Origin of the sequence: Cohnella sp. (assembly GCF_041640265.1) — a bacterium.
Lineage (GTDB): Bacteria > Bacillota > Bacilli > Paenibacillales > Paenibacillaceae > Cohnella.
Genome location: NZ_JBEQAP010000012.1, coordinates 56,541 through 72,025, shown reverse-complemented (window position 1 = coordinate 72,025; position 15,485 = coordinate 56,541). Strand labels below are relative to the sequence as shown.

14 protein-coding genes are annotated in these 15,485 nt (G+C 47.3%); all 14 read left to right on the top strand.

Going from position 1 to position 15,485, the window contains the following annotated elements; all coding sequences use genetic code 11:
- Positions 1 to 26: 26 nt before the first annotated feature.
- The 14 genes from ACESLK_RS11420 to rimP all read left to right on the top strand — a co-directional run bounded on the left by ACESLK_RS11420 (position 27) and on the right by rimP (position 15,458).
- Positions 27 to 344 carry a hypothetical protein gene (locus ACESLK_RS11420; protein WP_373229565.1) on the top strand — a complete coding sequence of 106 codons (318 nt, stop codon included), beginning with the start codon at positions 27 to 29 and terminating at the stop codon, positions 342 to 344.
- 23 nt (positions 345 to 367) lie between these two features.
- A complete protein-coding gene (locus ACESLK_RS11415) occupies positions 368 to 949 on the top strand; it encodes a hypothetical protein (RefSeq protein WP_373229564.1) in 582 nt (193 codons plus the stop codon).
- Positions 942 to 1,523, top strand: coding sequence for a hypothetical protein (locus ACESLK_RS11410; RefSeq protein WP_373229563.1), 582 nt, complete (start codon positions 942 to 944; stop codon positions 1,521 to 1,523). Before ACESLK_RS11415 ends, ACESLK_RS11410 begins: the two co-directional genes overlap by 8 nt.
- A gap of 205 nt (positions 1,524 to 1,728) precedes the next feature.
- Positions 1,729 to 2,427, top strand: coding sequence for a 30S ribosomal protein S2 (gene rpsB / locus ACESLK_RS11405; RefSeq protein ID WP_373229561.1), 699 nt, complete (start codon positions 1,729 to 1,731; stop codon positions 2,425 to 2,427).
- 138 nt (positions 2,428 to 2,565) lie between these two features.
- The gene (gene tsf / locus ACESLK_RS11400; RefSeq protein WP_373229560.1) at positions 2,566 to 3,216 is read left to right on the top strand and encodes a translation elongation factor Ts; all 651 of its coding nucleotides are present in this window, start codon (positions 2,566 to 2,568) and stop codon (positions 3,214 to 3,216) included.
- 71 nt (positions 3,217 to 3,287) lie between these two features.
- Complete coding sequence (gene pyrH, locus ACESLK_RS11395) at positions 3,288 to 4,016, top strand: UMP kinase (RefSeq protein ID WP_373229559.1); 729 nt, start codon at positions 3,288 to 3,290, stop codon at positions 4,014 to 4,016.
- Positions 4,016 to 4,570, top strand: coding sequence for a ribosome recycling factor (gene frr, locus ACESLK_RS11390; protein WP_373229558.1), 555 nt, complete (start codon positions 4,016 to 4,018; stop codon positions 4,568 to 4,570). Before pyrH ends, frr begins: the two co-directional genes overlap by 1 nt.
- An 85-nt stretch (positions 4,571 to 4,655) precedes the next feature.
- The gene (locus ACESLK_RS11385) at positions 4,656 to 5,456 is read left to right on the top strand and encodes an undecaprenyl pyrophosphate synthase (RefSeq protein ID WP_373229557.1); all 801 of its coding nucleotides are present in this window, start codon (positions 4,656 to 4,658) and stop codon (positions 5,454 to 5,456) included.
- Positions 5,457 to 5,460: 4 nt separating this feature from the next.
- Positions 5,461 to 6,249 (top strand): phosphatidate cytidylyltransferase, encoded by a 789-nt coding sequence (locus ACESLK_RS11380; protein ID WP_373229556.1) that lies wholly within the window; start codon positions 5,461 to 5,463, stop codon positions 6,247 to 6,249.
- Positions 6,250 to 6,288: 39 nt separating this feature from the next.
- Positions 6,289 to 7,431 (top strand): 1-deoxy-D-xylulose-5-phosphate reductoisomerase, encoded by a 1,143-nt coding sequence (locus ACESLK_RS11375; protein ID WP_373229555.1) that lies wholly within the window; start codon positions 6,289 to 6,291, stop codon positions 7,429 to 7,431.
- 87 nt (positions 7,432 to 7,518) lie between these two features.
- Complete coding sequence (rseP, locus tag ACESLK_RS11370; protein ID WP_373229631.1) at positions 7,519 to 8,778, top strand: RIP metalloprotease RseP; 1,260 nt, start codon at positions 7,519 to 7,521, stop codon at positions 8,776 to 8,778.
- Positions 8,779 to 8,804: 26 nt separating this feature from the next.
- The gene (proS, locus tag ACESLK_RS11365) at positions 8,805 to 10,253 is read left to right on the top strand and encodes a proline--tRNA ligase (protein ID WP_373229554.1); all 1,449 of its coding nucleotides are present in this window, start codon (positions 8,805 to 8,807) and stop codon (positions 10,251 to 10,253) included.
- A 237-nt stretch (positions 10,254 to 10,490) separates the two neighbouring features.
- On the top strand, positions 10,491 to 14,801 hold the full coding sequence (locus tag ACESLK_RS11360) for a PolC-type DNA polymerase III (RefSeq protein ID WP_373229630.1): 4,311 nt from the start codon (positions 10,491 to 10,493) through the stop codon (positions 14,799 to 14,801).
- A 195-nt stretch (positions 14,802 to 14,996) separates the two neighbouring features.
- Positions 14,997 to 15,458: a ribosome maturation factor RimP gene (rimP, locus tag ACESLK_RS11355; RefSeq protein WP_373229553.1), complete on the top strand. Its 462-nt coding sequence runs from the start codon at positions 14,997 to 14,999 to the stop codon at positions 15,456 to 15,458.
- The last annotated feature ends 27 nt before the right edge of the window (positions 15,459 to 15,485 follow it).

The window sequence follows — 15,485 nt, the reverse complement described above, 5'->3', positions numbered from 1 at the left end:
CTAAACTTGACATGAGGTGAGCAATCATGAGCTACAAATCAATCGACTTGCAGACATCCCTCCCTCGTACTTTAGAGATGTCGCCGTTGCAGCACCAACAGCAGCAACGTTCAGCAACGGAGCAATCCTTACTGGGACAACAAGCGATGAAAACAGCAGAGCATGATGCAAAGCGAAGCGTAAAAGCAGAATCGACATCTAACGGCACGATCTCAGAGCAAGATCCGCGCAATCAGAACAAACAATCTCCATCACGTGATAAGAAGAAGCAGCCCCATGAACAGGAACAAAATAGCATACCGGAGCACCCGTATAAAGGAAGGCATATTGACTTCATAGGTTGATCTGGCACGAGAGGAGTTTTATCGTGAGTCCAAGTCCGTGGTTAAGTATAGTGTTACTAGGAGTAGCCATTACCGGTTATGCGTGGATGATCCCAAAGGCTAGCGGCAAAAGCAAGGAAACTGAATTTGTCAGCGAAGCTGCCTATGATCGACTTCTCGAAGATTTGGAAACCGAAAACCGGGAGCTTGTCGATGCAGTTGCCAAGTTCAAACGGGAACAGGACGAAACAGTCGAGAAACTAGGACGTCGAATCGTTGATATGGAGCAACAGATGATAAAGTGGCTGGAGCAAGCTCCTGCTTCCGCAACATCCTCGCGATCCGAGACTTTAGATTTAGAAACCTCTGAGACAACCTCCTCTGAGAAGATTATTACAGAGACAGCCGCAGCATCCTCCATCATACATACCCCCTCCTCCGATCCGGTTATGCATGAGGATATCGCAATACCGCCGCCGACCATTCGCAGCAGATATTCAGAGCTGTTAGAGCTGCATGATAAAGGTAGATCAGTTGAACAAATTGCCAAAGCAATGGGGATGAACAAAGGAGAGGTGCAATTGATTTTGCAGCTCGTGCGTCGGGAGGAACAGCAGCATGCGTAAATATCGCAGTTGGTTAATGGGACTTGGGGTTGGACTAATAATCGGTGCATCGATGCTGCAGGTGATCCTAATGGCCAAGGACCAATCGGTAATGGTTGAAGAACAATCGTTAACACGGGAGCAGTTAGATGAAACCGCCAAGAAATCAGGTCTAGTTCTACTTACAACGGACCAATTGGAAGCTAAGGTGGATGAAGCTGTTACAGCTGCATTAGAGGAAGCATCGAATGACGAGTCTGCTAAGATCGACGAAACGCAGGGAGATCTAAAGCTTTCTCCCCTAGAAACCAATGATGCCGAAAACTCGCCTACTCCTTCCGAGACAGCAGATTCCAGCAAGCCTGCTGCTGGCTCAAAAGGCCATAGAGAAGTCACAATATATATTCCTTATAAAATGAACTTAACTGAAGTTGCGGATAAGCTGCAGGTTCTAGGCGTCATTGAAGATGCAGATGATTTTGTCACAAAAGCATGGTCCATATCCAAAAAGCTGAGTGTGGGTACGTCTATTTTCAAGGAAAATTCGACCTATAAACAAATTATGGATGAGCTAACCCGTACGAAAGAAGATTAATTTACGTTTTTCTTGGAATCCGAGAGTATATCGTCAATTAGTCATTGCGTGTAAGAACCCAATATGGTATATTATTTTCTGGTGTAAAAAACACACGCTTTTCAATTTCGTCAACGGTGCTCATCTTGTGTTAAACGAGGGAGTTTTGGCGAAAAAGGCGAAGAGCGGCGGAGATTCACCAAAAACCACTAGGAGGTGCAGGAAGATGGCAGTCATTTCCATGAAGCAACTGCTCGAAGCAGGGGTACACTTCGGTCACCAAACACGTCGTTGGAACCCGAAGATGGATAAGTACATCTTTACTGAACGTAACGGAATTTACATTATCGATTTGCAAAAAACGGTTAAAAAAGTAGACGAGGCATACAACTTCGTGCGTCAGCTTGGAGAGAACGGCGGAACGATGCTGTTCGTAGGAACAAAGAAACAAGCGCAAGATTCCGTTAAAGAGGAAGCTGAGCGCAGTGGTCAATACTACATCAACCAACGTTGGTTGGGCGGTACATTGACAAACTTCTCTACAATCCAAAAACGTACTGATCGTTTGCACCAATTGGACAAATGGGAGCAAGATGGAACTTTCGAAGTGCTGCCTAAGAAAGAGGTTATCATTCTTCGCAAGGAGAAAGAGCGTCTCGAGAAATTCCTCGGCGGTATTAAGAACATGCGTAGATTGCCAGATGCTCTATTCATTATCGATCCTCGTAAAGAGCGTATCGCAGTAGCGGAAGCACGCAAGTTGGGCATTCCAATTGTGGGTATCGTAGATACAAACTGTGATCCAGACGAGATCGATTATGTAATCCCAGGTAACGATGATGCAATTCGTGCTGTTAAGCTTCTTACTGCTAAGATGGCAGATGCAATCGTTGAAACGCGCCAAGGTGAAGAAACTACGGCTTAATCGCCCTTGCCTTCATAAGGAAACAATCAAAGGGTGGTCAGAAGAGAACCTTCTCACCGCCCTTTTTTTCAGAAAAAATACAATTTGCTTACCACGAGGGCATGCGCCTAAGGGAGCACAATTATAGGAGGAGTCTACATGGCAGTAAGTGCAGCAGATGTTAAATCACTTCGTGAGAGAACCGGAGCAGGCATGCTGGATTGTAAGAAAGCTTTGGAGGAAGCAGGCGGCGACCTAACGAAAGCAGGCGAGCTTCTTCGTGAGAAGGGCCTAGCAGCAGCAGCCAAAAAAGGCGATCGTATCGCTACTGAAGGCGTTGTTGAATCGTACATTCATGCAGGCGGACGTATCGGAGTTCTTGTAGAAGTTAACTGTGAGACTGACTTCGTAGGAAAAACAGATCAATTCCGTTCTTTCGTGAAGGACATTGCCATGCAAATCGCGGCTGCTAATCCGAAATTCCTGACCCGTGAAGAAGTTTCTCAAGACGAGCTTGACAAAGAAAAAGAAATTCTTCGCAACCAAGCCTTGAATGAAGGCAAGCCGGAGAAAATCGTTGATAAAATGGTTGAAGGCCGTATGAACAAATACTATGAGGAAAACTGCCTTATGGAGCAAGTGTTCGTGAAGGATCAAGACAAAACCATCACAACATTGCTTAACGAGAAGATCTCTGCAATCGGTGAAAAAATTTCCATCCGTAGATTTGTCCGTTATGAGCTTGGCGAAGGCCTAGAAAAGAAAGTCGACAACTTCGTCGAAGAGGTTATGGCTCAAGTTAAACAATAATAATAACGAATCTAGGGAGCACAGTGTGTTCCCTATTTTTTAAACTTAAGACTTGGGTGGAGGTACAAACGTTGGAACGTCCTGTTTATAAACGTGTGGTATTAAAGGTGAGCGGCGAGTCGTTATCTGGACCGAATGGATACGGCATCGACGCAACGACCATCTTGTCGATTGCCGAGCAAATCAAAGAGGTTATTGAACTTGGCGTGGAAATTGCAATTGTATGTGGCGGCGGTAATATCTGGCGGGGTATTGCGGGGAGCCAGAAGGGTATTGATCGTGCGACTGCGGACTATATGGGTATGCTAGCTACGGTAATGAATTCGTTAGCCTTACAAGACGCGCTTGAACAAATGGAAGTACCCACTAGAGTGCAAACCTCTATTGCCATGCAGCAAATCGCAGAGCCTTATATTCGTCGTCGGGCAATCCGACATCTGGAGAAGGGCCGTGTTGTTATCTTCGCTGCAGGTACGGGCAATCCTTTCTTTTCTACAGATACGACTGCTGCACTCAGAGCCGCCGAGATTGAAGCCGAGGTCATTCTTATGGCTAAGAACAAAGTGGACGGCGTTTACAGTGCAGATCCTTTTAAGGATTCGACTGCTGAGAAGTATGAGCAGCTTACTTACATGGATGTACTTAACAAAAACCTTGGTGTTATGGATTCAACCGCATCCTCGCTTTGCATGGATAACAATATTCCGCTTCTCGTATTTGCAATTACCGAGAAAGGAAACATTAAACGTGCCGTAATGGGTGATAAGATCGGCACCATAGTAAAGGGGAGTATCGACTGATGCCTCAAGAAATTAAAAAAGACGCAGAAGAGCGTATGGAAAAAGCAATGGGAGCTTTGAAGCGCGACTTAACTACTTTAAGAGCGGGTCGTGCATCGGCTGCCATGCTGGATCGTATTCAAGTAGACTATTATGGTACACCAACACCGATCAATCAGATGGGTTCGATTAACACGCCGGATTCCCGTACACTGATTATTACGCCTTGGGACAAAACCGCTTTAGCTGCTATTGAGAAAGCGATCCAGAAATCAGACCTTGGTCTGACTCCCGCTAATGATGGTACTATCATTAGACTCAACATACCTCCTCTTACCGAAGAAAGACGTATGGATCTTGCGAAATCAACCAAGAAATTCGGTGAAGAAGCGAAGGTCGCCGTTCGAAATATTCGCCGCGATGCGAATGACGAGATCAAGAAAAAAGAAAAAGGCGAGATCTCCGAGGATGAATCGCGCCGCCATCAAGAGGATGTCCAGAAAATGACGGATCGTTATGTCGCTGAAGTGGACAAAATCTTGGTTGCAAAAGAAAAAGAAATCATGGAAGTTTGATTTTGCTTGCAAGACCCCTCCGTCAGGTGGGGTTTATTCTCTTTTGGTGATTGTGCGAGTTTGCTCGCACTTAGGGGGAAGAACCATGAGTATCTTCAGCAGATGGCTCGGTAAGCTTCGCTTTGGGGTTTTCTCAGAAAACGACTTGAAGCGTGAGCAGGTGAAAACAGAAAACGAACCCACAGGGGAAAACATACCTCGTCATGTGGCAATCATTATGGATGGGAACGGCCGCTGGGCCAAAGCAAGAGGTTTGCCCCGCATTGCAGGACATCATAATGGGATGAAGACAGTCAAACGCATAACGAAAGCCGCCGATCGGGTCGGCGTTAAAGTGTTGACTTTATACGCCTTTTCCACGGAAAACTGGAAGAGACCAAAGGCGGAAGTGGAATTCCTGATGAAGCTGCCGCAGGAATTTTTGTCGTTGGAGCTTGATGAGCTTGTAGAGAATAATGTACAGGTTCGAATGATGGGTAATAGAGAACTGTTACCGGATCATACACTGGCTGCAGTCGAAGAAGCGGTACGTAAGACTAAGGACAATACAGGTCTAATCCTTAATTTTGCTCTGAATTATGGCAGTCGAATAGAGATGGTAGACGCAGCTAAAGAGCTGGCACGACAAGCGGCAGCCGGGATTATACAGCCAGATGCGATTGAAGAAGCGGATTTCGAACGGTTGCTGCTCTCTAGCGGGCTTCCAGATCCCGACTTGCTCATTCGTACAAGCGGAGAATTGCGGTTAAGCAATTTCATGCTTTGGCAACTCGCTTATAGCGAATTCTGGTTCACCGATGTTTATTGGCCGGAATTCAGCGAACAACATTTATTCGATGCCATCCGTGAATATCAACGGCGTGCGCGCCGTTACGGGGGGCTATGATATCATGGGTCAACGTTTAGTTACGGGTATAATTGCCGGGGCGGGGTTTATCGGGTTACTTATCGCAGGCGGTTGGTATTATTCCGTACTGCTCCTGCTATTAGCGCTTATTGGCTACTGGGAGTTTGCGCGACTAAATAAGCAATCTTGGAAACGCATAGACGTGCTTCTAGGATTTGTTGCGGTTACACTGATTTCACTCCCACAATTGCCATTCGAATGGGAGATGCCAGCTTCTACAACGGTTATCTGGCTGTTGATGCTTGTGCTTTTGTGCGGAACTGTATTCACTAAAAATCGTATTAACTTAGAGCATGCAGGTGTTATGTTGCTGGGGGCTGTATATGTTGGATTGGGATTCCACTATATGGCAATTACAAGAGAACTCCCGCATGGAATATTCTGGTCTGCTCTTACTTTCGCCTGTATCTGGGCATCGGATGCCGGAGCTTACTTCGTTGGGAAAGCCATCGGCAAGACGAAGCTGTGGCCGTCAATAAGCCCGAACAAAACGATAGAAGGAGCTTTTGGCGGCTTAGCTGTCGCAATTATTACTGCGCTCGTCTTTGCTTACTTCCGTCCGGAATGGCTTGCGTATGGACAAGCGTTGTTTATCGGCTTGACAGCAGCAGTAGCGGGTCAGCTAGGCGATTTAGTCCAGTCTGCTTACAAGCGCTTCCGTAATATTAAGGATTCCGGACAATTGCTGCCGGGCCATGGAGGCGTATTGGACCGGACGGACAGCTGGCTGATCGTATTCCCTTTGGTCCATATGCTTGGACTGTTGTTGTAAAAACAATAATCATACATAACTCGCTAGTGGAGGTTTCCCATGAAAAAGATAGCGGTGCTAGGGAGTACTGGCTCTATTGGCATGCAAACGCTTGATGTCATATCTCGCCAACCGGATAACTACCAGGTTATCGGTTTGGCTGCGGGAAACAATGTTTCTCTTTTGCTGGAACAGGCTCGGAAATTTCGACCCGAATGGGTTTCTGCGGCCACCAAAGAGTTAGCAGATCAGATCAGTTCCCAAGTGCCCGCAGGCGTACGTGTTGTATACGGAGAAGCAGGATTAACGGAAATCGCAGGACATTCCGGTGCTGACTATGTGGTTTGCGCTTTGGTGGGAAGCTTAGGGCTAACATCTACGCTAGCGGCAATCGAGGCAGGAGCGGATATCGGGCTTGCCAATAAAGAATCTTTGGTTACCGCAGGTCATCTGGTCATGCAGAGAGCTAAGGACAAGGGTATTGCTATTCTACCCGTGGACAGTGAGCATTCAGCCATATTCCAATGCCTTAACGGAGAAAACCCTAGAACCGTCAAGCGAATTATGCTTACCGCTTCGGGAGGGAGCTTCCGTGACCGTACTCGGGAGCAGCTGAATAATGTTACGGTTGAGGATGCACTCAAACACCCTAATTGGAGCATGGGCGCCAAGATTACGATTGATTCAGCGACGATGGCTAACAAAGGGCTTGAAGTGATTGAGGCGCATTGGTTGTTTGGTCTCCCCTATGATCAAATCGATGTAGTTATTCATCCGGAGAGCATTGTACATTCGATGGTTGAATTTATCGATACAAGCGTGATAGCGCAACTCGGCAATCCGGATATGCGTGTCCCGATTCAATATGCCCTTTCTTATCCAGAGCGTACACCTTCTCCGGCATCATCGCTAGATTTACTTAAACAAGCAACGCTGAATTTCCGTGAAATGGATTTTAAACGATATCCTTGTCTGAGACTTGCATACGATGCAGGGAGATTAGGCGGAACGGCGACGACGGTATTTAATGCCGCTAATGAAATAGCGGTATCTAGGTTTCTCAAGGGAGAAATCACTTTCCTCACCATTGAAACGATCATCGAAAGAGTGCTTTCAAGCCATACCGCAACTATGCTTCCGAGCTTAGAAGCCATCCTGGAGACGGATGCATGGGCAAGGCGGGAAGCGTCTTCTTTGCAATAATGAACGAAGAGGTATTCTCTTGTAACGGCTCGGAGAATAATGTTAATCTAAGGACAGCCGTTCGCGGTACAAAGGGGTTGGAAAATGATGCAAGCCATACAGAATGTATTATTAACCGTTCTGATGTTTTTCCTATTGGTGTCATTACATGAATGGGGACATTATTACTTTGCTCGCAGAGCGGGTATACTGGTGCGAGAGTTTGCGATCGGATTTGGACCTAAGCTATTCTCCATTAAACGAGGAGAAACCCGCTACACCCTTAGATTACTTCCTATCGGAGGATTCGTAAGGATGGCTGGTGAAGATCCTGAAATTATAGAAGTGCAGCCTGGGCAGACGCTTGCGCTTCGGGTCAAGAACGAGGTTGTAACAAGGTTATACCTAGATCGTCTAGATGAACGTGCCAACGTCATACGTGGTGAGGTAAAGGCTATTGATCTAGAAAAGGATCTGTTTATTACCTTAGACGTTGATGGAGAGATTGAGAAATACTCTGTTCATCCTCAGGCGTTAATTGTTGCAAGGGGAAGAGATACGCAGATTGCTCCATTGGATCGTCAATTTGGCCATAAACCAGTGAGCAAAAGAGCACTTGCCATTGTAGCAGGTCCTGTCATGAACTTCTTGCTGGCATTTGTGCTGTTTGGTTTAGCTTTAATGCTGCAGGGAGTGCCGTCGGAAACTTCCAGCAAAATATTTGTTGAAACTGTACCGGGATCAATCGCTGAGCAAGCGGGGCTAGTTAAGGGCGACTGGGTGAAATCCATTAACGGAAAAACCATTGGCGGTGATCTTAACAAATTCGTCGAGAATATTAATGCATCCAAAGGGAAGCAGATGAATTTGGTTGTTGAACGTGACGGCGTGGAGATTCCCATTCAAGTCACGCCGGACGAGACAACCGGCAAGATTGGGGTTTATCCTAGCGGGGAAATGAGAAATCCAACCGTAAGCGAAACCATTGGTTACGCGGGTATCAGTATGAAAGAATGGACCAATCGAATATTCGAGGGGTTCCGCAAGTTAATCTTTGGACAGTTCAAACTCGATGATTTAGGCGGTCCGGTCAAAACAACCCAAGTTACTTTAGAAATAGCTCAACGCGGTATTGCCGAGCTGTCGATGTGGGCAGCTATTCTAAGCTTATACCTCGGTATCTTTAATCTATTGCCGATACCTGCATTAGATGGCAGCCGCTTATTGTTCCTTGGCTTGGAGGCTGTAAGGGGAAGGCCAATTGATCCTAATCGGGAAAGCATGGTTCATTTCGTCGGGTTTGCCATGCTTATGTTACTCATGATTGTAGTGACCTATAATGATATTGTAGGCTTGGTTAGAAATTAAGCAGCCATTAGGAGTTGGGGAACGCCATGTCGAAGGATAAAGGGTTTGTAACGGAAATTACGCCGCAAAGCGAGGATTTCTCCCGTTGGTATATTGACGTCATTAAGAAAGCGGAGTTAATGGATTATTCTCCTGTTCGAGGCTGTATTGTATTTCGCCCGGACGGCTACGCGCTTTGGGAGAACATACAGAAGGACCTCGATCAACGCTTCAAGGATACCGGGCATCGAAATGCTTATTTTCCATTATTCATACCGGAGAGCTTCTTTCAGAAAGAGAAGGAGCATGTGGAAGGCTTTAATCCAGAGTTGCCTTGGGTAACGGAGGCAGCGGGAGAAAAGCTGGAGGAACGCCTCGCGATTCGTCCGACCTCGGAGACGATGTTCGGTCATATGTATGCCAAGTGGATTAACTCTTATCGTGATTTGCCGATGCTCATTAATCAATGGGCGAATGTTGTTCGTTGGGAGAAACGAACGATGCCTTTCCTGCGGACAAGCGAATTCCTCTGGCAAGAGGGTCATACCGCCCATGAGGACGAAGCGGACGCTCGCAAGGAAACGATGACGATGCTGGATGTATATACAGCCTTCTGCAAAGAGGTGCTTGCCATTCCGGTCATTAAAGGCCAGAAGACCCCTTCAGAGCGATTCGCGGGTGCAGTGGATACCTACTCCATCGAGGCTATGATGAAGGACGGTCGTGCAGTTCAAGCGGGTACATCCCATTATCTGGGGACGAAGTTCGCCGATGCGTTCGATATTAAATTTCTGGACCGTGAGAATACTCAGCAGCTTTGCCATACAACCTCATGGGGGGTAAGCACAAGACTGATTGGCGCACTCATTATGGTCCATGGTGATGACCGCGGGCTCGTATTGCCGCCTAAGGTTGCGGCGACGCAAGTGATTATGATTCCGATTGGCCCGCCTAAAACTCGGGATGTCGTTATGGCTAAGACGGACGAGCTTTATGCACAGCTTAAGACTGCAGGAATTCGAGTGCGCGTAGACGATCGTGCGGATGTCTCGCCGGGCTGGAAATTCAATGAATACGAGATGCGCGGAGTTCCGATTCGTTTGGAAATTGGTCCTCGCGATATGGAGAATGGCCAATGTGTGCTTGTCTCTCGCGTCAGCGGAGAGAAGAAGGCAGTGGCGCTCGATAATCTTGTCGCGGAGGTGCAGGAGCTTCTCGCGCAAATCCATACGAATATGTATGAGCGTGCAGAAGCATTCCGACAAGAACATTTCTTCTCTGTGGACACGCTTGATGAATACAAATCGGCTATCGAAGAGAAGAGAGGGTTCGCCCTTGCCGGCTGGTGCGGATCCGAAGCATGCGAGAAGCAAGTGAAGGAAGAAACAGGAGCGACAAGCCGGAACATCCCGTTCGAGCCAGCCGAGACGAAATCAACCTGCTTGGTATGCGGGGATCCATCGAAGCATACGGTTGTGTTCGCTAGAGCTTATTAAAAGACAGTTCGCGCAGCAGCCCTTAAGTCAGTCCGACTTCTGGGCTGTCTTTTTGTCGGCAGCCATTAGTTACAATAAGTTATTGATGGGATGAAGTGGTTCAGGTAAAATAATAGAAAGCTTAAAAACTAGCTTCTGATTGGGAGAGCTTGTCCAGATGCTCACGTAAGCATCCGAGCCTTTTCCGCGGAAGCTTTTATATTTACCGGGTAGCAGTTATAGGAGAGGATCGTGCAGATGCAGCCGACGGAAGATCAAAGAAAGCGGTTTGAGGTTTTGCTGCAACAAGCGGAGCTGCCGACCGAGTGGATGGATAATCATTTTCGGGACGGGCATATCCAGAGGGTTGAAATTAGCCGTTCTCGCAATGAGTGGATTTTATATATAGGTAAGAATACCTTGTTACCTAAGCTTATTTATGTTGGGTTTACTGAACGGGTTAGAACAAAACTTGGACATATTGCAGATATCAAAAAAGTACTTATTTACGGACAATCTGTCTCTACCCAAAGCATAGTTCAGGAATATTGGCCTGTATTCGTAGAGTGGATGCAGCAGGAAGCTGTTTCCGTGAATGGTTGGTTAGGCAAAGCGGATATAGGCGTCGAAGGGGATCTCGTTACTGTAACTCTATTAAATGAGACGAATTACGAGTTAGCCCGCAAGAAAGAAGTGGACGTGCACGCTGCTCGCTTCTTTGAGGAACGTTTCCAGCGAAGCTGTCGAGTAAAGCTCGTGATCGGGGAGTCCAGGCCGGATACCTATACGGAATTCGCGGAGAAAATCCAACAGGAAAATCGTGAAGCGATCGAGTTGATGATGGCCAGCGTAAGAGAAGAAACACCTGTCGCAGAAGGGGAAGCCCCTCAAGTATTGCAGCATGGCTATGAGATTAAGGAACAGGCGGTTCCGATTGAGCAAATTCGCGAGGAAGAGAAGAAGATCACGATTCAAGGCGTCATCTTTGGCTTAGAAACCAAAGAGCTTAGAACCGGAAGCACGCTTTTCCAATGCTATGTTACTGATTTTACGGATTCCTTATCGATTAAGATTTTTGGCAAAAACAAAGAAGACATCAAGATGCTTAACCTGCTCGCTAACGGCAAATGGGTGAAGATGCGGGGGAAGGTGGAATATGACCGTTTTCTCAACCCGCCTGAGCTCGTCATGTTTCCCAGCGATCTTCGAGAAATAATAGCGCCGGCGGAGCCTAAAGATGATGCCGAGGAAAAACGCGTAGAGTTTCACCTGCACACTACGATGAGCACAATGGATGCAGTTACACCTATTGATGTCTACGTCAAGACCGCTGCCAAATGGGGGCATAAAGCCATTGCAGTCACGGATCACGCGAACGTGCAATGTTATCCGGAAGCTGCCAAGGCGGGCAAAAAACATGGTATCAAGGTCATGTTCGGCGTTGAAGCCAATGTGGTTAACGATGCTGTGCCAATGGTAATTAACCCGCGCGAGCAAAGCTTAGTCGATACGGAATATGTGGTATTCGATATCGAGACGACAGGTTTGTCTGTCAGCCACAACAAGATTATCGAGCTTGCGGGCATTAAGGTGGTTAACGGTCAGGAAACCGGACGATTCGAAACCTTCGTTAACCCGCATGAGCCGATTCCATATAACATTCAACAGCTTACGAATATTACGGATGAAATGGTGAAGGATGCACCGGAGCTTGAGCCGAAGCTAAAGGAATTTATCGATTTTATCGGAGACTCCGTTCTGGTTGCGCACAATGCTCGCTTCGACATGGGCTTCATGCAGGAAGCTTGCAAGCAGCATGGACTTCCTCCGCTTGCGAACCCGGCGCTCGATACACTAGAGTTAGCGCGTTATCTTCATCCTACTATGAAAAATCATCGCTTGAACACATTGGCTTCACTCTATAAGGTTTCACTTGAAAATCACCATCGGGCGATCGATGATACGATTGCGCTCGCTGGAGTATTGGCGGGATTGCTCAAGGATGCATTATCCCGCGGCGTAACTGAGCTTCAATCGTTAAATGAAGTCAACGTCAACAGCTGGCGTACAACTAGACCTTTTCATTGCGGAATCTACGCACTCAACGCGATAGGCAAGAAAAACCTATTCAAATTAATTTCCTTATCTCACACGGAATATTTGAATCGTGTTGCCTGCATCCCAAAGAGCAAGCTGATAGAGCACCGTGAAGGCTTACTCGTAATATCAGGCTGTGAGAAGGGTGAGCTGTTCGAAGCCGTTCTTAATAAATCTCAGGAGGAAGCAGAGGAAGTGGCGGGCTTCTATGATGTCCTGGAGGTTCAACCGGTTGACTTCTACATGCATCTTCTAGATAAGGGTTTGGTTGGGAGTCGGAGTGAGCTGGAGGAAGCTCTTCGCCGAATATGCCGTATAGGCGAGAAGCTTACTAAACCCGTTATTGCAACCGGTAATGTTCATTACTTGATTCCGCGCGAGAAGATTTATCGTGACATTACCATCCATGGCATAACCGGCTTCAGTCCGCTTAAGGATCAGCGTAAGCCTGATGCTCATTTCCGTACGACGACAGAGATGCTGGAAGCATTCCAGTTCCTTGGGAAAGAGAAAGCTCACGAGGTGGTCATTAAGAATACCTCTGAACTAGCGGATCGTTTTGAGGAGATTAAGATGTTTCCGGATCAGCTCTATACTCCGATTATCGAGGGAGCAGACGAGGAAATTCGCAGCACCTGCTACAATACGGCCAAATCATTGTATGGCGAGGAGCTGCCCCAGCTCGTTATCGATCGGTTGGAGAAAGAGCTGGTACCGATTATCAAGTTCGGATTTTCCGCCAACTATTTGATCTCCGAGAAGCTAGTTAAAAAGTCAAATCAAGATGGTTATCTAGTAGGCTCTCGGGGGTCGGTCGGCTCTTCGGTCGTTGCCACCTTCCTGGGAATTTCCGAAGTTAATCCGTTACCCGCCCATTACCTCTGCAGGAACCAAGAGTGCAAGCACAGCGAGTGGTTCCTCGATGGAAGCGTCCCTAGCGGCTTCGATCTAAAGGATAAACCATGCCCTAAATGCTCTACGGTAATGAGGGGCGAAGGACAGGATATTCCGTTCGAAACCTTCCTTGGATTTAAGGGCGACAAGGTTCCCGATATCGACTTAAACTTCTCGGGAGAATATCAGCCTACCGCACACAATTACACCAAGGAGTTATTCGGTGAGAAAAGCGTATTCCGTGCGGGAACGATCGGCACAGTAGCCGACAAGACCGCCTTCGGCTATACGAAAAAATATGAGGAAGACCAAGGGAAGTCCTGGCGCGGGGCTGAGCTGAACCGATTGGCCTCCGGATGCACAGGAGTTAAGAGAAGCACCGGCCAGCATCCAGGCGGAATCGTCGTCGTTCCTGATTATATCGATGTGGAAGACGTTACGCCGGTGCAATACCCTGCAGATGACAAGAACTCTGAGTGGAAAACAACCCATTTCGATTATCACGCCTTCGAAGCGAATTTACTCAAGCTCGATATTCTAGGCCACGATGATCCGACGATGATGCGGATGCTGCAGGACTTGACTGGAATTGATCCCACCACAATACCGATGAACGATCCGAAGGTTATGAGCATGTTCAATTCCGTGGAAGCGCTTGGAGTCAGCCCTCAGCAAATTCGTTCTCCAGTCGCAACCTTCGGGGTGCCCGAGATGGGAACTCGGTTCGTACGGCAAATGTTAGATGAGACAAAACCGGCTTCCTTCGCGGATTTACTGCAAATTTCCGGGCTTTCACACGGTACCGGCGTTTGGATTGGTAACGCACAAGAGCTCATCAAGAATAATACGTGCACAATCAAGACGGTTATCGGTTGCCGTGACGATATCATGCTTTTTCTTATTTATAAAGCGGGCATGGATGCTTCACTCGCCTTTAAGATCACGGAAAGCGTGCGGAAGGGAAAAGGGCTTACTCCAGAGTGGATCGAAGAGATGAAAAACTGCAAGGTTCCGCAGTGGTATATCGATTCCTGCCTTCGCATTGAATATATGTTCCCGAAAGCCCATGCTGCCGCTTATGTTATCTCTGCTGTAAGAACAGCTTTCTTTAAGCTCTATTATCCGATTCAATATTATGCGACCTATTATTCGGTTCGAGCCGCTGATTTCGATGTCGAGCTTTTCTGTCAAGGCTATGACGCCATACTCAAGATGTTGCTAGAGATCGAGGAGAAGGGCTTCCAAGCAACGACCAAAGAGAAGAGCATGATTTCCATTCTCGAGATGGGGCTTGAGATGACGGCCCGGGGCTTGAAATTTAAGTCTATCGACCTCTATCGGTCGGATGCAACAAGGTTTATTGTCGACGGAGACAGCTTGATTCCACCTTTCGGAGCGATCGCCGGAGTAGGAGAGAATGCAGCCCGCAACATTGCCGCGGCCAGGGAAGAAGGAGACTTCTTATCGGTTGAAGATTTCCAGCAAAAGTCCAAAGCAAGCAAGTCCGTCGTGGAAGTTTTGAGCGGTTTGGGAGCCTTCCGGGGGCTTCCGGAGTCCAATCAACTCATGCTATTCTAAGCTTATGGATAAGCTTTCCTCAGGAAAGTAGTGGTTGCCAGCATCTTTAAGGTTATGTTATATTATTTTTGGTAATCATGTGGATATCACTGTCTGCAGAAGAGTGGGGAAACCCACTCTTTCCGTTTTGTCTGCGGGTCTTGTACGTTAACAAAGACTGCGGGAATCCATTTGGAGCACGGGAGGCAAACCATTTTGAATGCAGCGACAATAAAGTCCATCGTGGAAAACTTCGCGACTTCATACTTGGAAGAGAACGGGTTAGAATTGGTGGATGTGGAATACGTGAAGGAAGGCAGCAACTGGTTTTTGCGCATTTATGTGGATAAGGAAGGCGGCATCGATATCGAAGATTGCGGCCGTGTTTCCGAATTCATCAGCACAAAGCTAGATGAGCTGGATCCCATTTCGGATGCGTATTTCCTCGAGGTTAGTTCACCAGGCGCCGAAAGACCGCTGAAGAAAGCGGAAGATGTTGCGAAAGCGATAGGCAAACACGTTTTTATTACAACCTATGAACTGATCGATGGGGCCAAAGAGTTTGAAGGAAGGCTAGACGGCTTCGACGGAACGACGGTCGTAGTTGTAATCGGACGCCGTAAACATGCCATCCCTTACAATAAAGTGGCCTCTGCAAGGTTGGCCATTGTTTTCTAATTTAGCTAGAGACTACTATCAGCACAC

Bases quoted from the DNA above. Each gene is read 5' to 3' on its own strand.
- proS (WP_373229554.1), top strand. From the start codon at position 8,805: ATGTCGAAGGATAAAGGGTTTGTAACGGAAATTACGCCGCAAAGCGAG.
- ACESLK_RS11360 (WP_373229630.1), top strand. From the start codon at position 10,491: ATGCAGCCGACGGAAGATCAAAGAAAGCGGTTTGAGGTTTTGCTGCAA.
- rpsB (WP_373229561.1), top strand. From the start codon at position 1,729: ATGGCAGTCATTTCCATGAAGCAACTGCTCGAAGCAGGGGTACACTTC.
- frr (WP_373229558.1), top strand. From the start codon at position 4,016: ATGCCTCAAGAAATTAAAAAAGACGCAGAAGAGCGTATGGAAAAAGCA.
- ACESLK_RS11375 (WP_373229555.1), top strand. From the start codon at position 6,289: ATGAAAAAGATAGCGGTGCTAGGGAGTACTGGCTCTATTGGCATGCAA.
- rseP (WP_373229631.1), top strand. From the start codon at position 7,519: ATGCAAGCCATACAGAATGTATTATTAACCGTTCTGATGTTTTTCCTA.
- ACESLK_RS11420 (WP_373229565.1), top strand. From the start codon at position 27: ATGAGCTACAAATCAATCGACTTGCAGACATCCCTCCCTCGTACTTTA.
- ACESLK_RS11410 (WP_373229563.1), top strand. From the start codon at position 942: ATGCGTAAATATCGCAGTTGGTTAATGGGACTTGGGGTTGGACTAATA.
- ACESLK_RS11380 (WP_373229556.1), top strand. From the start codon at position 5,461: ATGGGTCAACGTTTAGTTACGGGTATAATTGCCGGGGCGGGGTTTATC.
- ACESLK_RS11385 (WP_373229557.1), top strand. From the start codon at position 4,656: ATGAGTATCTTCAGCAGATGGCTCGGTAAGCTTCGCTTTGGGGTTTTC.
- tsf (WP_373229560.1), top strand. From the start codon at position 2,566: ATGGCAGTAAGTGCAGCAGATGTTAAATCACTTCGTGAGAGAACCGGA.